Origin of the sequence: Pseudomonas sp. PMCC200344, assembly GCF_030053095.1 — a bacterium.
Lineage (GTDB): Bacteria > Pseudomonadota > Gammaproteobacteria > Pseudomonadales > Pseudomonadaceae > Aquipseudomonas > Aquipseudomonas svalbardensis.
The window spans coordinates 4246578-4262971 of record NZ_CP125618.1 but is presented as its reverse complement, the minus strand read 5'-3'; the positions used below and the strand labels follow the sequence as shown (position 1 = coordinate 4262971).

14 protein-coding genes and 1 pseudogene are annotated in these 16394 nt (G+C 51.3%); 11 read left to right on the top strand and 4 right to left on the bottom strand.

What is annotated here, in order from left to right:
* Positions 1–70: 70 nt before the first annotated feature.
* Positions 71–1300, top strand: a complete 1230-nt coding sequence (locus tag QFW87_RS19555) for an acyl-CoA dehydrogenase (protein ID WP_283188622.1) — start codon at positions 71–73, stop codon at positions 1298–1300.
* A gap of 57 nt (positions 1301–1357) precedes the next feature.
* Here the strand turns inward: QFW87_RS19555 and QFW87_RS19550 are convergent, their stop codons facing one another.
* Positions 1358–2164, bottom strand: coding sequence for a TatD family hydrolase (locus QFW87_RS19550; RefSeq protein WP_283188621.1), 807 nt, complete (start codon positions 2162–2164; stop codon positions 1358–1360).
* 235 nt (positions 2165–2399) lie between these two features.
* Here QFW87_RS19550 and QFW87_RS19545 point away from each other — a divergent pair, with 235 nt between their 5' ends.
* From QFW87_RS19545 to QFW87_RS19535, 3 genes are all read left to right on the top strand, one after another.
* The gene (locus QFW87_RS19545; protein ID WP_283180938.1) at positions 2400–3821 is read left to right on the top strand and encodes a transglycosylase SLT domain-containing protein; all 1422 of its coding nucleotides are present in this window, start codon (positions 2400–2402) and stop codon (positions 3819–3821) included.
* A 103-nt stretch (positions 3822–3924) separates the two neighbouring features.
* Positions 3925–4359: a DoxX family protein gene (locus tag QFW87_RS19540; protein ID WP_095128917.1), complete on the top strand. Its 435-nt coding sequence runs from the start codon at positions 3925–3927 to the stop codon at positions 4357–4359.
* Between the two features lie 247 nt (positions 4360–4606).
* Positions 4607–4915: a class I SAM-dependent methyltransferase gene (locus QFW87_RS19535; protein WP_283180937.1), complete on the top strand. Its 309-nt coding sequence runs from the start codon at positions 4607–4609 to the stop codon at positions 4913–4915.
* An 18-nt stretch (positions 4916–4933) separates the two neighbouring features.
* Here QFW87_RS19535 and QFW87_RS19530 read toward each other — a convergent pair.
* A pseudogene (locus tag QFW87_RS19530) lies at positions 4934–5257 on the bottom strand (GreA/GreB family elongation factor); the annotation flags it as partial.
* Between the two features lie 134 nt (positions 5258–5391).
* Between QFW87_RS19530 and gmtY the strand changes: the two are divergent.
* The 4 genes from gmtY (at position 5392) to QFW87_RS19510 (ending at position 13307) form a co-directional block, all read left to right on the top strand.
* A complete protein-coding gene (gene gmtY / locus QFW87_RS19525) occupies positions 5392–6747 on the top strand; it encodes a gamma-mobile-trio recombinase GmtY (protein ID WP_283188620.1) in 1356 nt (451 codons plus the stop codon).
* Positions 6737–11755: a VPA1269 family protein gene (locus QFW87_RS19520; protein ID WP_283188619.1), complete on the top strand. Its 5019-nt coding sequence runs from the start codon at positions 6737–6739 to the stop codon at positions 11753–11755. Before gmtY ends, QFW87_RS19520 begins: the two co-directional genes overlap by 11 nt.
* Positions 11755–12354 (top strand): gamma-mobile-trio protein GmtX, encoded by a 600-nt coding sequence (gene gmtX, locus QFW87_RS19515; protein WP_283188618.1) that lies wholly within the window; start codon positions 11755–11757, stop codon positions 12352–12354. The genes QFW87_RS19520 and gmtX overlap by 1 nt, the downstream gene beginning before the upstream one ends.
* A 368-nt stretch (positions 12355–12722) precedes the next feature.
* Positions 12723–13307, top strand: a complete 585-nt coding sequence (locus QFW87_RS19510) for a hypothetical protein (protein WP_283188617.1) — start codon at positions 12723–12725, stop codon at positions 13305–13307.
* 210 nt (positions 13308–13517) lie between these two features.
* Here the strand turns inward: QFW87_RS19510 and QFW87_RS19505 are convergent, their stop codons facing one another.
* Positions 13518–13991, bottom strand: a complete 474-nt coding sequence (locus QFW87_RS19505) for an XRE family transcriptional regulator (protein ID WP_283188616.1) — start codon at positions 13989–13991, stop codon at positions 13518–13520.
* A 200-nt stretch (positions 13992–14191) separates the two neighbouring features.
* Here QFW87_RS19505 and QFW87_RS19500 point away from each other — a divergent pair, with 200 nt between their 5' ends.
* From QFW87_RS19500 to QFW87_RS19485, 3 genes are all read left to right on the top strand, one after another.
* On the top strand, positions 14192–14632 hold the full coding sequence (locus QFW87_RS19500; protein WP_283188615.1) for a hypothetical protein: 441 nt from the start codon (positions 14192–14194) through the stop codon (positions 14630–14632).
* A gap of 41 nt (positions 14633–14673) precedes the next feature.
* The gene (locus tag QFW87_RS19495) at positions 14674–15096 is read left to right on the top strand and encodes a hypothetical protein (RefSeq protein WP_283188614.1); all 423 of its coding nucleotides are present in this window, start codon (positions 14674–14676) and stop codon (positions 15094–15096) included.
* Positions 15097–15530: 434 nt separating this feature from the next.
* Positions 15531–15758, top strand: coding sequence for a hypothetical protein (locus QFW87_RS19485; protein WP_283188612.1), 228 nt, complete (start codon positions 15531–15533; stop codon positions 15756–15758).
* Between the two features lie 140 nt (positions 15759–15898).
* Here the strand turns inward: QFW87_RS19485 and QFW87_RS19480 are convergent, their stop codons facing one another.
* Entirely contained in the window at positions 15899–16084 is a 186-nt protein-coding gene (locus QFW87_RS19480; RefSeq protein WP_283188611.1) for a hypothetical protein, read from the bottom strand.
* Positions 16085–16394 lie beyond the last annotated feature (310 nt).

Genomic DNA, 16394 nt, shown 5'->3' with positions numbered 1-16394 from the left:
AGCTGTTCTAGCATCGATTGCATGACCTGAACAACTCATCAAAACCCTCCGTTAAAAGGTAGAGCTGCCCATGGATTTCGCTTATTCGCCCAAGGTGCAAGAACTGCGTGAGCGCGTGACCGCGTTCATGGACACCTACGTTTATCCCGCCGAAGCGGTGTTTGAGCGCCAGGTCGCCGAGGGCGATCGCTGGCAGCCGACCGCAATCATGGAGGAGCTCAAACTCAAGGCCAAGGCTGAAGGTTTGTGGAATTTGTTTCTGCCTGAGTCCGAACTCGGCGCCGGCCTGACCAACCTCGAATACGCGCCGTTGGCGGAAATCATGGGCCGCTCGCTGCTGGGCCCCGAGCCGTTCAACTGCTCCGCGCCAGACACGGGCAACATGGAAGTGCTGGTGCGCTACGCCAACGAAGAACAGAAGCAACGCTGGCTCGAACCGCTGCTGCGCGGCGAGATCCGCTCGGCGTTCGCCATGACTGAACCGGACGTGGCTTCCTCCGACGCCACCAATATGGCCGCCCGCGCCGTGCGTGATGGCGACGAGTGGGTGATCAACGGCAAAAAATGGTGGACCTCAGGCGCGTGCGATCCACGCTGCAAGATTCTGATCTTCATGGGGCTGAGCGATCCTGATGCGCCGCGTCATGCGCAGCACTCGATGATTCTGGTGCCGGTGGATGCCCCTGGCGTGAAGATCGTTCGTCCGCTGCCAGTGTTCGGTTATGACGATGCACCTCATGGCCATGCCGAAGTGTTGTTCGAAAACGTCCGTGTGCCGTACGAAAACGTCCTGTTGGGTGAAGGACGCGGCTTCGAAATCGCTCAGGGTCGCCTTGGCCCAGGTCGGATTCACCACTGCATGCGTTCAATCGGCATGGCCGAACGTGCATTGGAACTGATGTGCAAACGGGCGGTAACCCGTACTGCGTTCGGTAAACCTTTGGCACGTCTGGGCGGGAACATCGACAAAATCGCCGACTCGCGGATGGAAATCGACATGGCGCGCCTGCTGACATTGAAAGCGGCGTACATGATGGACACCGTCGGCAACAAGATTGCGAAGAGCGAAATCGCTCAGATCAAGGTTGTCGCACCGAACGTGGCCTTGCGGGTGATCGACCGGGCGATCCAGATCCATGGCGGGGCAGGGGTTTCCAACGATTTCCCACTGGCCTACATGTATGCGATGCAGCGCACCCTGCGTCTGGCCGATGGCCCGGATGAAGTGCACCGCGCGGCGATCGGCAAATTCGAGATTGGCAAGTACGTGCCTAAAGAGATGATGCGTAGCGGTCAATAAGACCGCGGCGCTTGTATCGCGGGCCTGGATCAGGCTCGCGATAGCGTTGAGGCTGTATTAATCAACAGAAGGCAACCCATAGAATTCTCGCGCACACGCCGTGCTGTGAGCGGCCAGATCTTCCTCGCTCTCCCCGCGATGCAACGCCACTTCCCGCAACACTTCGGTCAGATACGCCGGTTCGTTGCGACCATTCTTCGGCTTGGGTCGCAGACTGCGCGGCAACAGATACGGCGCATCGCTCTCCAGCATTAACCGTCCCCGCTTGATCTCTTTCACCAACGGATGCAGGTGCGTGCCCCGGCGCTCATCACAAATCCAGCCGGTGATACCGATGTGCAAATCCAGATCGAGGTAACTGAACAGCGCCTTCTTTTCGCCCGTGAAGCAATGCACCACGGCGGCCGGCAACTGATCACGGTAATCGCGAAGGATCTCCAGCAAGCGCTGACTGGCATCGCGCTCGTGGAGGAACACCGGCAATTGCAGCTCGACTGCCAACTCCAGATGCTCTTCGAGGACTTTTTCCTGCTGCGGGCGCGGCGAGAAATCACGATTGAAATCCAGTCCGCATTCACCCACCGCCACGACGTTCGGCTCCTTGAGCAAACTGCGCAGACGCTGGGCGCTGTCAGCGTTCCAGTCGCTGGCGCAGTGGGGATGAATGCCGGCTGTGGCGAACAGCCGATGAGCTGTTTCGTCCAGTTGCCGGCACAGTTCCAGCGCCTGTTCGCTGCCCTCGACACTGGTGCCGGTGAGCACCAATTGGCAGACCCCGGCCGCGTAGGCGCGGTCGAGTACAGCCTGGTGTTTGTCGGCAAAACTGGGGTTGGTCAGGTTGACGCCGATATCGATGAGTTGCATGGTGCTACCTCGGACCAAAGGCCGGAAAGCATATCAGAGCTGGAGATTTATAAGAAAAGCCAAGAACTACAACGAGTTATAGCTGTCTCTTGATGCCGCGAGACAGGTCAGGGTGGCTTGGGTGCCATCACTGTGCCAGTCTTTCGCACTTTGCCAGCGCTCACGGCGCTCTGTTTCTGTCGTTCGATGTCATGAAAATTCTTGAGATCGGCCCAGTATTCTTTCTGGAGAGTGGATGATACGTCCCTCGGTTTTGCTACTGCTGTGTTGCTCGTTGCTGCTGCCGATGCCGGCGGTTGCGCGTCTGGCCGGGCCGCTGCAAGCCGTGCCTTCGACCAAAGTGCGCGACTTGGCGGAAATCCGCAGCAGTCGCGTGCTGCGCGTGTTGGTCAACCAGAGCCGCAACAGCTCCGGCGAAGTCCAGGGCCAGGCCATCGGTGTTGAATACCACCGCTTGCGTGCCTTCGAGCAATACCTCAACGGTCACGCCCGTGACGGTCAGGAAATTACCCTCAAGATCATTCCCAAGGGCAAGGATCAACTGATCGGCGCTTTGCAGCGCGGCGAGGGTGATCTGGTCGCGCCGGGGGAACTGCTGGACCTGCAACCGGGCCACGCGGTCAGCACCAGTGAACCGATTGCCAGCAACATCCCGTTGATATTGGTCGGGATCAAAGGCGAGCGACGTTACACCCGTTTCGAACAACTCTCCGGCAAAACCCTGGCGTTGCCCACCGGCAGTGCCGCCGGGGACGCGGTCAGTCAGATCAATCAAAAGCTCGCGCTGCTTAAACTGCCACCGGTGATCATCGAGTGGGTCGATCCCAGTCTGGCGGTCGAGGATGTGCTGGAGATGGTCCAGGGCGGAATCTTTCACCTGACGATCGTCGAACAACCCATTGCCGAGCGCTGGGGCAAGATCCTGCCCAAGTTGCGTTTCGATCGGCAGGTACTCATCAGTGAGCCGGGCGAAGAATTCTGGTTCGTGCGCCGCGACGCCTCAATGTTGCGGGCGAGCATTGATCGCTTCCTGACCGGTTACAAAAAACCATCGGATCAGGATGCCGCGTTCCTGCGGATCTATCGACGTCTGTATCAAGTGCACTATCCATTGGCCAAGGCTGATCGGCAGCGCCTCGAGAAACTTCGACCGGTGCTGCAGAAACACGCCGAAGCCCAAGGCATGGACTGGTTGAATCTGGCTGCCCTGGCGTTCAAGGAATCGGCCCTGCAACCCAATGCCCGCAGTGGCAGCGGCCCTACCGGCCTGATGCAGATTACCCCGTCCGCCGCCCAGCGGGTGGGGGTCAACAACATTCAGAATCTCGACGCCAATGTGCAGGCCGGGGCGAAGTATCTGGCGATGATTCGTCGCAAGTTCTTTGCCAGCCCCAAACTCAACGAGCGCGAGCGCATGGCGTTCGTGCTGGCGGCCTACAACATGGGGCCGGAGCGGGTTCAGGGCATGCGTGCCGAGGCTCGTCGGCGCGGTTTGAATCCCAATCAGTGGTTCTTCCAGGTCGAACGCATTGCCATGGAGCAGGTGGGAATGGGCGCCGTCAGCTATGTTAATAGCGTGAACAAGTATTACCTGGCGTTCGATCGGGAGCGGGAGTCGTTGGAGCCCCAGGGGCAGAAAGTTGCCTCACGTAAATAATCGAATAAACTGATTGTCATGACGAATTTATTGCGCTTTTAACATGAGTTTTACTGATTAATATAGCGGCCAACCAACACACACTGACAACGGATGACACAGCATGAGCACACTGATCAACAAGGTACTGTTTACCCGCGCTGGCTACGGCCTGACTGTCTTGCGGATTTTCGTCGGCATCATCTTCGCTGCCCACGGCTCGCAGAAACTCTTTGGGGCGTTCGGTGGTTACGGCCTGGCGGGCACCGCGCAGTACATGGAAAGCATCGGCCTGGCGCCGGGCTATCTGATGGCGACGCTGGCGGGCGGTACCGAGTTCTTCGCCGGTCTGGCCTTGATCATCGGTTTGTTGGTTCGCCCGGCAGCCCTCGGCCTGACCTTCCTCTCGCTGGTGGCAATCTTCTCGGTGCACCTTCCTAACGGTCTGTTCATGGCCAACAACGGTTATGAGTTCGCCCTGGCGCTGCTCGGTGGCAGCATCGCGGTGCTGATCGAAGGCGCCGGCAAGCTCTCGGCTGACCGCGCTATCGCTGGCTGACCGCTCTGACTCAATGAAAAGGCCCGCATTGCGCGGGCCTTTTTTGTTCTCGTCATTCTTGACACTGTCCGGTCAGCTTCTCTAGGATGCTGCCCATGCGCCGATTTAAACAGCTACTTGCGGGGCGCCTGGTGACTCATTCAGTTGCCGATAGAAGCTTGAAACAGGCTTCGAAATACCGCTAAAGCGCTGGTTCGGTGTTGCCTCTCACCTGCCATGCAGACTTTTGAGGCAGAGACACGACACAATGAATGCACTAAGCCCCGTTATACGCCCCGCGCCGATCACGGCACACCTCACCCAGCGCAATCCAAAAATCCTGCTTGGCGGCAAACATCAGCCAACACTATTGCGTTATCTCGATGGCTGGCCACGTCGCACCGGTGGGCCTGCGGCCTTCCTGATCCAGTTTGTCGAAGTGGGTGAATCGCTGGCTCGATTTGCCAGCGACAGTTTCGATCTGGCGGTGATTCAATCGCCCAGCCTCGAGGACGCCCCCGAAGTGATCAAGCAATTGATTCGCGTTGCCCGACAGGGGCTGATTACCCGCCGTTGAGGCTTTGAACGCTGCGGTTCAAAGATAGTCGATCGCCACGATATACACGCATTGCTCACCGGTCGGTGTCTGGACCCGAACCTCGGCGTCCAGCGCCTTGCCGATCAGGGCGCGGGCCAGCGGTGAGTCGATGCTGATCAGGCCCTGTTTCAAGTCCAGCTCATCTGGCCCGACTATGCGATAGCGTGACTCTTTGCCGTCTTCGTCTTCGATCGTGACCCAGGCGCCAAAATAGACTTTGTTCGGATCGCTCGGTTTTTCGCTGACGACTTTGAGCGCTTCCAGCCGCTTGGTGAGAAAGCGTACGCGACTGTCGATCTCGCGCAGCATCTTTTTGCCGTAGGTGTATTAGAACCCCACCTATAATCGTACTATTTATCTGCTTTTAGGCTTGAATACTGCCAAAAAAAGGCTAATGTTCATGAGTGCGGTTCTAGATAGTACCCCTAACTACATAATAATTAGTATGGTGAAAAATGGCCTACGTGCTGAGGGTGAAGGCTAGATACCGCAACGATAAAACCGGTCGAGAGCTGCGCCTGCCCGCAATTCTCACTGAGGGAGGTTTGTTGATTTCCCACCTCCGGTTCCTCGCCAGCAGGACAAGTAGAGGGCAGTCTTGGCGTGACAGATTGACCTTCGCAGTCATGCTTTTGATTAAGTACATCAACGCCAACGAAGGCACATTCGAGCAAACCACAGAACTGCTCCGTTCCTTTCGAGAGGCCCTCACCATGGGCACGATCAACGACGCAGACCTCAGCGATCCATCCGGACTGTACTGGAGTCCTCGGTCACCAGATGACGTTGAATCGCTCATTCTGTACATCACGGCCTATACGGACTGGCTTGCTGGCCAGCCTGAATACAAAACCAGGCGTGCCAACCCGTTTCGCTTGGCCGCATCTGTTGAGCAACGTTTGAACTGGTGTGCTTACTACCAGCGGCATAACAAAGTTTTCTTAAATCATCTGGAGTCGGATGAGGAAACCAAGGAGCGCAACAGGTACGTCAGAGAAATTGGACGCAGATGTAGTGCTCCTATTTATGACGAAGAAGTAAAAAAATTTCCTTCTGACATGATCAATTCTCTTCTAGACGAAGGGTTCGTTAGAGCAACTCAAGCAAATGAAGTCGACCCTAATAGAAAAATTGATTGGAAGGGTCGAGCTATAACGATTTTGCTCAATAACGGCGGGCTCAGAAAAAGCGAAGCGTTACACCTGTATCTAAGTGACATAAAGATCGATAAAAAACGCCATGAAGCAATTGTCCGCATTTATCACCCTTCAGAAGGCGCTTCACCAGTAAAGGATTGCAAAACTCGCAAGGAGTATCTCGCCAAGCACTTCTTGCTGAGACCCAGGACAGAGTATCTCAAAAGTGAGAGGCTACATCTTGGGTGGAAAACGCCTGCCTTGACGTCTACCGAACGCTATTTCAAAGTGCAGTTTTATCCAACCAAAAAGGCGACCGAATTCCTGATCGCATTTAATAATTACTTGCTGTATCAGCGCGTCGAACCAAGTATTCAAGATCATCCCTATGCTTTTACTAATACCATTGGCCAGCCTGAAACGCTAAAGAACTTTCAACGCCTACACAAGGCTGCTGTGAACCGTATCGGGTTAAGTCATTTGAAGTACTTAGGCACAACTGAACATGGTCATCGTCATGCCTATGGTTATCGTTTGGCCGAAATGGGGTTTTCTCAGGTCGACATTCAAAAGGCGATGCATCACATGTCGCCAGATTCTTGTTTAGTGTATTTGCAGTCTACCAACAAAGAACTTCGTGAGAAAATGGAACGAGTAGACGAATATGGCAGCTAAGAAGAATCTCTATGAGACGATACAGGAAGCTTCTGCGGCTGCTAAAGCGTTAGGGATTAGCTCTGTCCAAGAATACCTGAACCGTTATAAGGAAGATGCTAAGCTTCCGCATTCTCCAGCTTTTTCCTATCCAATGGATTGGAAAGGTTTCCCGAATTTTCTTGGAACGGAAAACCTTGGAACATTAAATAATGTAGGCGGAGGAACAGCTCGGTACCTCACTTACGAAGAAGCCAGGCAAGCTGCAGCTCTTATTGATGCGTACACAACGGATCAATATAAATTACAGCGGAACAAAAATCCGTTACTGCCTGCTTGTCCAAATGAAACCTACCGGGATGAGTGGACGGGATGGGGTAACTTTCTTCCGTCTAGCCCGAAAGTACTTTACTACGCCACTTTAAGCGAGGCCGCTATCGCTGCAAGTAGGTTAGGTATTACGTCCAGCGGGGATTATATAAAATTCTATAGCCGTGATCCGTTGCTTCACTCGAATCCAAATCAATACTATCCAGAATGGAAAGGATTTCCAGATTTCTTTGATGGATCGTTTGAGAGGTATCCGACATATGCAGCAGCAAAGGAAGCTACCAAGTCTATTGGTGCCACGACTGCACTAGAGTACAAAAAACTCTGTAGTGTGGATCCTAAGCTCCCCGTCTGCCCTGAGAAGCTTTACGCTGATTGGCAGAGCTGGCGCGATTACTTATCTAGTAGTGTGAACTCAAAATTCTATCCAACGCTAGCGGAAGCGTCGGAAGCGGCAAAAAAATTGGGAATTACTACATCGGCAAGCTATCAGGAGCTTTATCACCAGGATAGCAAATTGCCTGCAAATATCTGGGCCTTCTACAAAGATTGGGCAGGGTATCAGCATTTCTTTGGTCTACAAGTTGAGCGGTACGCGTCATACTCTGAGGCTAAGGAGGCTGCAAAAGCCCTCGGCGCGTATACAAGCACCGAGTATTTGGCTTGCTACAAAAAAGACCCATTGCTCCCTTCTCGACCTGATAGGTACTATCCAGACGAGTGGACTAAATGGAATGCATTTTTGCCCCCGAACCCCAGAAAGCGCCAAGGGAAATATGAAACGCTGATGGAAGCAACACACATCGTAAAGGCGCTCGGTTTCAAAACAATACGAGACTACCAAGTCGGGTATAAATCCGACTCTAAGCTCCCTGCTCAACCTAATCATTTCTACTCTGCGGAGTGGGAAGGGTGGGCGAAATTCCTTGGAGTTAGTGATAGCTTTAAGGGGGTTGAACGTTATGTATCATATGCTGTGGCACAAGAGGCTGCTCGGAGGTTAAAGGCCACCAGCCGAAAAGAGTATTGGGCGAAAGCAACGCAGGACAAAAAACTGCCGCCTTATCCAGATCAAATTTATAAAGAAGATTGGCAAGGTTGGAAGATTTACCTGGGCAACAATAACGTTTTGTTTAAGTACGAAACATTTGAAGAAGCGCGAGAAGCAGCTAGAGCGCTAAACTTTTCCTCAGCTATTGAGTACAAGCGTGGATACAAGGCACTTGACGCCAGGCTGCCAAGCTCGCCGGCTAAATACTTTAAGGGCAAATGGCAAGGCTGGAGTGATTATATAGGCTTGAGCAGAACGAAAGATTTTTATAGTTTGGATGACGCAAAGCGTAGAGTTGCGGAGCTTGGAATTACGTCTCGGAAACAGTATCGACAGGATTATCGTTTAGATCCTTTGCTGCCGTCGAATCCGAATGTGTTTTATGAAGATTTATGGACGGGCTATCGAAATTTCTTTCATCAATTTAATGTGGCAACTTATCCAGATCTACAAGCGGCGAAGGCAGCAGTTAGGGCGCTCGGAATCAACTCGAGCACTGAGTACAAGCGTCGATATAGCGAAGATCCATCTCTCCCTTCTAATCCGAATATTATATACTCGGATGAATGGCTCGGGTTTCCGAGTTTTTTTGGCGACCGAGAGCAGATCTACGAAACCATCACTGAGGCTAGCGGGGCCGCGCAACGCCTAGGTTTTAGATCCAAAAAAGACTACTTGGCTGGGTACAAAGCAGACCCGCGTTTACCGTCCTCACCTCATGGAAAATACGCAGGTAAATGGAAGCTTTGGGGTTGGGATGCATATCTTGGGGTGGATAGATATAAAGACTGGCGCGAAGCGGGAATAGCTGCAGCAGCATTGGGGATCGCGTGCGCGACAGATTATCTTAAATTTAGCTTCAATGATCCTCGCCTACCTGCAGATGCGCAATCTTTTTACAAGGACGCATGGCCAGGATGGATAATTTTTCTTTTGCCCGAGAAATGCTTGTCGTTGGCCGATGTTAAGTTTGTCATCAAGCTTGTCAAAATCAAAAACAGCCAAGAATATCGCGATCAGCAAAAGCTTTACCCTTGCTTGCCTGCTCATCCGGATAGAATGTTTAGTGCTGAATGGATTGACTGGTTTGACACGTGTGATATTCCTCGTCCCTATAGCTACGAAGAGGCTCGGGAAATCGCGTCTGCTCGAAATTTAGCAAGTCAACAGGAATACAGGTCGTTTGTCGCAAAATCCAATGACCCTCGACTCCCACGTTATCCAGATGCCATTTATAAGGATGAATGGGTTAATTGGTATGTTTATTTGGGCAACCCTGAGCCTTTTAAAACTAAACATATTTACGATCCTTACCTTCCTTGGAAAGAATCGATTGAAAAATTTATGGAAGTCGCGCGAGGAGGTGATGCCAAAAAAACACAGTTGTGTCGTTTCGTACGTAACTACATCCAGAGGTATCAGCTAGGGCTTTCTCCGGCGATTTTTCTTACCACTCCTCGGGTCGACATTAATCTGTTTGAGGAGTTTTTAGAGGATGAGAACTCCGAAAATAATAAACGTTACATTATCTCCGCTGCTAAGGAGTTTTGTGATCACTATATCAGGACAAAGCTAACACTCGAAGATGAAGAGAGTGGCGAACGGGTCGTGACTCCCAACGCTCGTAATCCTTTCGCATCATATGCGTATGAGGGCGATGGTGAAAATAGTCGTTTAGGAGAAAGTGATAAACCTGCGCTAGCTTTTCAGTATGTTCATGCAATGTGTGAGTGGATTGCTCCACCGGAATCTAACTGCTTCAAAGACCTTGAACATCTTCATGTTTTTGATGCGGATTGGGTTGATATTGATTCAGCGTTGATCGATGTAAACGACCCAGATTGTGTTTACAAGCAAGAGTATGGACGCACTAGAATATGGTGCCCAGTCTACTGGATGCATGCTTACGCTTTGGCTTCGGTGCCAGCTCGTGGTCGCCAGCTGGCGTACAATGATTCGGGTGAAGGTGATGTTGAAGTTCCCGAGATCGTAGACGGAAAAATTGTGTTCCAACGAAATCAATCCAATTTAGCGGGAACAACCGAACATCAAAGTTTTGTAAGGAAATACCCAGACGGCGCCTTCGGCATGCATTTCACCTCCAACAAAACCTCAGTGAAAGGTGCGGCGTATAATGTTGCTTGGATGCCTGAAGCGCTTGCGCTTTGGATGGTGAGATTGCGCCGCTGGCAGACTAAATATAACCCTATAACCCGACCAATGCCTTGGCTTGAGTGTACCCGCACTGATTTAAATCCGGCACAGCTTAAAGTGAAAAAATCGAATTGCTTTTTGTTTCGCGATTTTGGAGATGAGGAGTGCGGCCATTTTTCAGGTCGTTTGAAAGACCGACTGGCAGCAGCGCTTTTTTACAGCCAACCATCGGGTTTACCGCTTTCAAAACAAAATGGTAAGGCATCTGCTCTCTCCGCTTACAAATCCGATTATACGCCCCACAGCATGCGAGTAAGTCTGATTACAGCGTATGTAATGGAGTTTGGGCTGCCGCTTGAGATTGTTATGAAAATCGCGGGACATAGCGCGATGGTAATGACCATTTATTATGTCAAGTTGAACGAGGAAGGTTTGCGACAGAAGTTTGCGGCGGGAGAGAAGCGAGCGCTCTCCAATCAGGCGTATGCAGCAATACAAATGATTGAGCAGAATCGAATCGATGAAATTAGGGATACCTTTTTCAATAATAACGAGGGGACTATTCAGCCATACATGGGTAATAGTCAACCTGGCAGTTTCCTGTTTCGCGATTATGGCTTTTGTCCCTTCGCGGGTGCGCGTTGTGGAGATGGCGGGCCACTAATCGGGAGTACTCAGGTTCGACAACCTGTCACCGCCGGCTACTTGGGTTTTCAAAACTGTCCACATTGCCGGCATTTTGTGACCGGCCCAGTCTTCATCGGTGGTTTGCTGTCATTAGCCAACGAAATATCGTTGCAAGCAAATTACCAGTTTGAACAAATCGCAAGTCTTGAGTCCAAGATTAAAGCCCTTAAACATTGTATCGAAGGGCAAGAAAACGCTCAGTATGAAACAGAACAGGCCGGTGGAAAATTTGATCCAGGAGAACGTAACTATCTTGAATTGAAGATTCGGAAACTGAACTCGGAAATGGAGAGCACCGCGAAAAAAGCCGATATGTTTTTGTGTGACATCCAAGCTATTTCCAGGCTGATCAATCAAAGCCAGGCGATGATCAATGAGCGGGTTGCGGAAGGGGGGCAGTCCAGCCTTACTCAACTCATTGTCCAGTCGGGGAATGAGCTTCATATCGCGATGGAAGAAACTTCAAAATTCCATCAGCTGAACGAAGTCTGCGAAAATGCTGAGATCTATGAGTCCGCCTCGGCTGACCTTGCAATTGCGCCCCGGTCGCAGATGATTGACAAGATGATTGCATTTAATAACTTGAAGCCCAAGATGTACACGCTAGATAAGGAGCAACAGCTGGTCATTGGGAATCAGCTGACCACTTTTATTCTGTCTCGAGTGGAATCATGGACAAAAATGGACGCATTGATCGAGGGTAGAATGCGGTTAGAAGATCTAGGTTCGCATGAACAAATCGCGCTTAAGGACATTCAGTCTATTTTGGACGGCCGACAAGCTGTGCTCGCATCGGAGGTGCGGTGATGGAGCCTAAAGCCGTATTGGAACATCTCAAAACCGTGACGTCAGACCGAACCTGCAGGACGTTAGAGGCCATATACGAGGTCTGCCAAGAGCAGCTTGAGCAGGGTAAATCGGATTTTAGTTACACGACGGTCGCACGGCTTGGGGAAAAACGTGGTGTTCCAAAGGCTCAGAGTATTCGTAACGCATCGGGGGTTCATTACAGAGCCCTTATTGAGTCGTTCTCTGCCGCAGCGCCAGCTAAAAAACCGAAATATGCCAATGCTGAATCGGAGGTATGGATAGAAGAATTACCGACTGCTCGTCACCGACTTCTCGTACAGATTCTGAAGTCAGAATTGGCTGAGGCGCGGAGGTTAATCAAAGAGGTGGTTCCGCCATCTCTTGAAATCTATGTCGACGATCGCACAAGCTCGAAAGCGAAATTCAAATTAGACGAGGGCGAAAGAAGGGCGTTGGAGCACATCTTGTCCGAGGACTTTCTGAAAGCATGGAAGTTAGTTCGCGGGGACAAGGGTGATGTCAGGAATGAGAGTGGAGAGCGTGTTTTCAAACCTGGCACCTTTGAAGCGCTTGAGAAAGCGCTGCGCTACCTTTAACCATTAGATAGAGCTGTCTGGTCATAAGGCAGCTCACTCCCTCCAGACTTCCTGCGAGTTAAACCCCGACTTGCCTTGCCTTTGGCTGATGCTATTCGTCTGGCTCATCATTCCAAAGGTGCCACACTGTAGCCTTGTGGCAACCGAGTTCTCGGGCGATGTCACTCTGGCTATATCCCTCGGCTTTCAATGCTTGAATCGATCGCCACTTTTCCCACGAGGCAACCACCCTCGGTGCTTCAAGGGAATGGTTGGTCAGGTTCTGCTTTTTCCTCTGACTGACCTACTCAAAAAAAATTCTGAAATCCGCTAAAGATTTTTCGAAACTGTTCCGTTTAGTAGTGCATGAGCCAACTTTCGAGAATCCTATGAGCGGCAAAAAGCGTTTGGAATCCAGCCTCAACTTCAAGTCATCTGAAACTTTCATGTTCCCAGGAACGGATGAGGATTTTCGTACGACTGTCAAACTTACAGCGTCACGGATCGTGCGGTTACGACTCCACGATTTTAATGCCAGCTTCACATCTATTCAGGCCTATAACGTGGGGTTGGGTTTAATCTCGGCAATCATCAACTCGAATGGCCATGATGAAAATGAGTCGGGAAATTCAAAACATAAAACAAATCTAGAGTTTTGGAGCGCTCTAATACAGCGCAATGAGCCGTTTAGATCAACAGAACAATCTGACTTTCTCCAGGTTTTTAAAAGAGGAAGAGAGTTCCTCATGGTCGGAACTCTATTGGATCCTGAGCCTATGGTTGAATTTGAAGACGGTGAGGAGCCCTATTACGATCTGCAAATCGGCCTAGAAGCACAGTACATTTATTTGAGTTTTGGCTGGGTTCGTTGGATGTTTACTACCAGTGAAGCCGAATGGTTAGCAGAGCAGTTATTAACTGCAGCATTTTTGGCAACAAAGTCGGCGAGGGCGATTCCACGGAAAGAAGCATAGTTCAGTGTCTTTAGAATCGATGTTCGTTTCTATTAATCTGCCTATTGCCTAGTATCTGCGGGTGCACCTCTAGCACTCACGCTGTGCGTATTGCGATCGATGACATTTGCTAGCTATCCATTGGTTATCTACGGAGGCAAGAGAATGTCATTGATAAGTCCAGAAGATCTTAAGTCCCGAAGGCACGCTTTACGGCTCATCACTCAAGTCTTATGACTTCCTCCAATACTCCCTCACGGACGTCAATGCCAGCCCCAACTGCGCCGCCGCCTGCTGCTGCGTCGCACCTTCTGCCTTGAGTGCCAATACCGCTCTCTCATTATCTGCGTTAAGCGGCTTTCCGCGTCCTCGTTTTATGAGGTTACCGTTAGCGTCGAACTGATCACCGAGCACCTTCATGCCACCCTCAGCTTCGAAGGCCGCCACGTCGGTCAATGCACGACCAATTACCGTCAGCGGTTGCTCACCTTGGCGGAGGGCAATGCAGAGGGTAAGCATCGCTATGGGATCGAGACCAAGAGATTGCGCCAGCTCGTCAAATTGCTCGACTGTGATGCTGGTCTGCGCATTCTCGAGAGCACTGACTTTACGTCGGTGGGTGGCATCCGAGACGTCAGCGTACCTAGCGCGCCGGACGAGACGGAGCGCCCGAAGTACGCCAGCAAATGCGGTTCTCAGTTCCATGACTTTCCCAAAAGCCAGGATATAGCCATAACTGAGGTTTACGAATAAACGTCAATATAGTGTATTATCCGTTATGTCGGGTGCTCCTGTGGGCCAGATGCCTCGATTCGAAGGTAGCAGGACGCCACCAAAGCTTCCTCAAGGAGCATTAAAATCGGTGGGTGCCCAGTTCGAGACTTCCTCCGGATGGTGATCGCTCAATGAACACACCAGTTGTATTGACGGAGATTACGAGATTGAGCACAGAGACAAACGAAGGTGCTGAAGGGTTACTCGGCGGGCCTGGCAGTCCTCGCCAAGGATCGATTGATGACGACGAGATTCTCATAGAACTGGTTAAGGCTCTCTTCCCCCGAAAGCCTTACTGCCTCGTTGAGGATTGGACAATCTTCAAGGTTGACGTCACTGACGACGAGCTCCAAAAAATCGACGCAGCAGGAAAGTTACCGCTGGTTTTGTTTGCTCACAATGTGCGCTTCGACAGCCAGCGCCGCTTTGATGTTGGCGACTGGGTACGTTCCACGATGGCGATTTCATTTCAAGACGGCTTCCTTTTTGAAACCTGGAACACGATTTATGTGTTGAAGGGGCCCGGTCACGAAAAAACAGCAAGCCTCGAGACAATCTTTTCTTTCTTTTAGATGACGCGGTGCCCAAGCAACGATTCCAGATTGAGAGAAAAATGTTCAGAACCAAAATCGAAGATATTGAAGGTGTACCGGGCATGTTCGGGGAAGGTCTCGCGCACTGGCATGGCATTTCGCGGGCGTTGAATATTCACTGGTATCACGTATGCGTGAAAAAGAAGCTCGACGGTCGATTCGTGAGCATGATTGAGATGTTGAATGATGAGACACGGCTGCTCGAAATTCTTGAGTTGCAGAACGAAGACTTTGTCATTACAGAAATTCAAGCGTTGACACCCTCTTGGATGAACGGCGGCGAAAGTTGGCGAATGGAAATTTTAAAGGGGGTTTCTATTGGCTACGACCGAAATGGCATCGTCATATGTCTGCTTGAGCTTGAGAGTGGCGAGGTCTACACCGACACCCACGATCGGTCTTTTAAGCCAGAGTCGTTAACTAACGTCAGGAAAATTTACTGACGTTTTTAATCCATCGCCGGGCGACTACCGAATCGGAGAAATTTAATGAGCGACATACACGAAGTCGAGCTTCACTCAAAGCGTCTCACGGATTTCCAGCTGAGCCGAATCGTTCGTGCAAGTGAACACATCTATGACGCGCCCATTACTGCGTCCTTGAGCGATGTATTTGTATCAAATGGCGTGGCGGTTGGAGTCGTTTTTGGCCATACAAGGGTGGATCGTCATGGCCGTTTCGCTGACGGACATTTGATGCGCACATCTAGCATTCGTAATGCAAAAAAGGAGGGGAGGTTCTGGGTGTTGACTACCATGAACTCTCGTTATTTGGTCGCTTCATTCATGAAAGGGGAAGGGCGGGCTAGCTTCAGATCCTTTCTTAAATCTGTCACAGAGAGTTCCCAAATTCCGCCAAATGTACTCCAGTAAGGCTAATGCGGAGATTGAAGGTGGCCCATGATGACGGCACTGTGTACTGCGATATCCAAACGCCGGTCGCACACGGTCGAGAGCTACTGCAGTTGGTGAATGCCTTGCGCGATTCGGTAGGCCATCCGAACCTCGATACAGTTTTTGCGCATATGCAGCTTGAGCTGACGATGGCGATTGATATTGTTGAAAACCCCCGGCCTTTGGGTGCGGTCAGACCTGCCAAACACTGAAATATGAAAAGGCTAGACGCTAGCGCGAAGAGGCGATTGCAGGTTGCAGGACAGGGTATCGAAAGTCGTCCTTGATAAGTGCGCGTCAGCGAGGTGCGGGAGCTGCCTGTTGTTCCGGCCGCTCCGTGAGTCAGTTGCCGCTAAAACTCGCGCCGTCTTTGCACGATGCACATGATCAAATAGTCTCGGTCAGTGTCTCTCGTCGACAGGTGCCCAGCGTCCACCAGGCCGTGAATGTAGCCCTCAGCTTTGCCCCTTGCTTCGAGCAATGCCTCGATGGAGGTGCTTTTGTAGATGTCGCCAGCGAACAATTGCCACCGCTTCATTTGACGCTGTCCAACCGCGTCGTCCGAAAATTTTGGTGCGTTGATCAGTGCGTGGAAATCGTTGGGTAGGCTAGCTGTGCTCAAGGTTGGTTCTCAGAACAGTGATGTCTGAGCCGAGGCTATCATGCGCACACTCAATCGCCTGTCACTACCTGGGGCATTGATGAACCACCTACCTGATTGGATTATTCCCCCGGTACGGCAAGCCGCTTGCGCGAAGAAGCGATTGCCTTTCTGCCGGGAAATTGCACAGGATCGCAAGCCAGATTAAATCCATTCTGATCAGCTTTTTGCATCGAGTTTGACGCTG

Bases quoted from the DNA above. Each gene is read 5' to 3' on its own strand.
- QFW87_RS19545 (WP_283180938.1), top strand. From the start codon at position 2,400: ATGATACGTCCCTCGGTTTTGCTACTGCTGTGTTGCTCGTTGCTGCTG.
- QFW87_RS19555 (WP_283188622.1), top strand. From the start codon at position 71: ATGGATTTCGCTTATTCGCCCAAGGTGCAAGAACTGCGTGAGCGCGTG.
- QFW87_RS19480 (WP_283188611.1), bottom strand. From the start codon at position 16,084: ATGAAGCGGTGGCAATTGTTCGCTGGCGACATCTACAAAAGCACCTCC.
- gmtY (WP_283188620.1), top strand. From the start codon at position 5,392: ATGGCCTACGTGCTGAGGGTGAAGGCTAGATACCGCAACGATAAAACC.
- gmtX (WP_283188618.1), top strand. From the start codon at position 11,755: ATGGAGCCTAAAGCCGTATTGGAACATCTCAAAACCGTGACGTCAGAC.
- QFW87_RS19485 (WP_283188612.1), top strand. From the start codon at position 15,531: ATGCGGAGATTGAAGGTGGCCCATGATGACGGCACTGTGTACTGCGAT.
- QFW87_RS19535 (WP_283180937.1), top strand. From the start codon at position 4,607: ATGAATGCACTAAGCCCCGTTATACGCCCCGCGCCGATCACGGCACAC.
- QFW87_RS19495 (WP_283188614.1), top strand. From the start codon at position 14,674: ATGTTCAGAACCAAAATCGAAGATATTGAAGGTGTACCGGGCATGTTC.
- QFW87_RS19500 (WP_283188615.1), top strand. From the start codon at position 14,192: ATGAACACACCAGTTGTATTGACGGAGATTACGAGATTGAGCACAGAG.
- QFW87_RS19540 (WP_095128917.1), top strand. From the start codon at position 3,925: ATGAGCACACTGATCAACAAGGTACTGTTTACCCGCGCTGGCTACGGC.
- QFW87_RS19505 (WP_283188616.1), bottom strand. From the start codon at position 13,991: ATGGAACTGAGAACCGCATTTGCTGGCGTACTTCGGGCGCTCCGTCTC.
- QFW87_RS19520 (WP_283188619.1), top strand. From the start codon at position 6,737: ATGGCAGCTAAGAAGAATCTCTATGAGACGATACAGGAAGCTTCTGCG.
- QFW87_RS19550 (WP_283188621.1), bottom strand. From the start codon at position 2,164: ATGCAACTCATCGATATCGGCGTCAACCTGACCAACCCCAGTTTTGCC.
- QFW87_RS19510 (WP_283188617.1), top strand. From the start codon at position 12,723: ATGAGCGGCAAAAAGCGTTTGGAATCCAGCCTCAACTTCAAGTCATCT.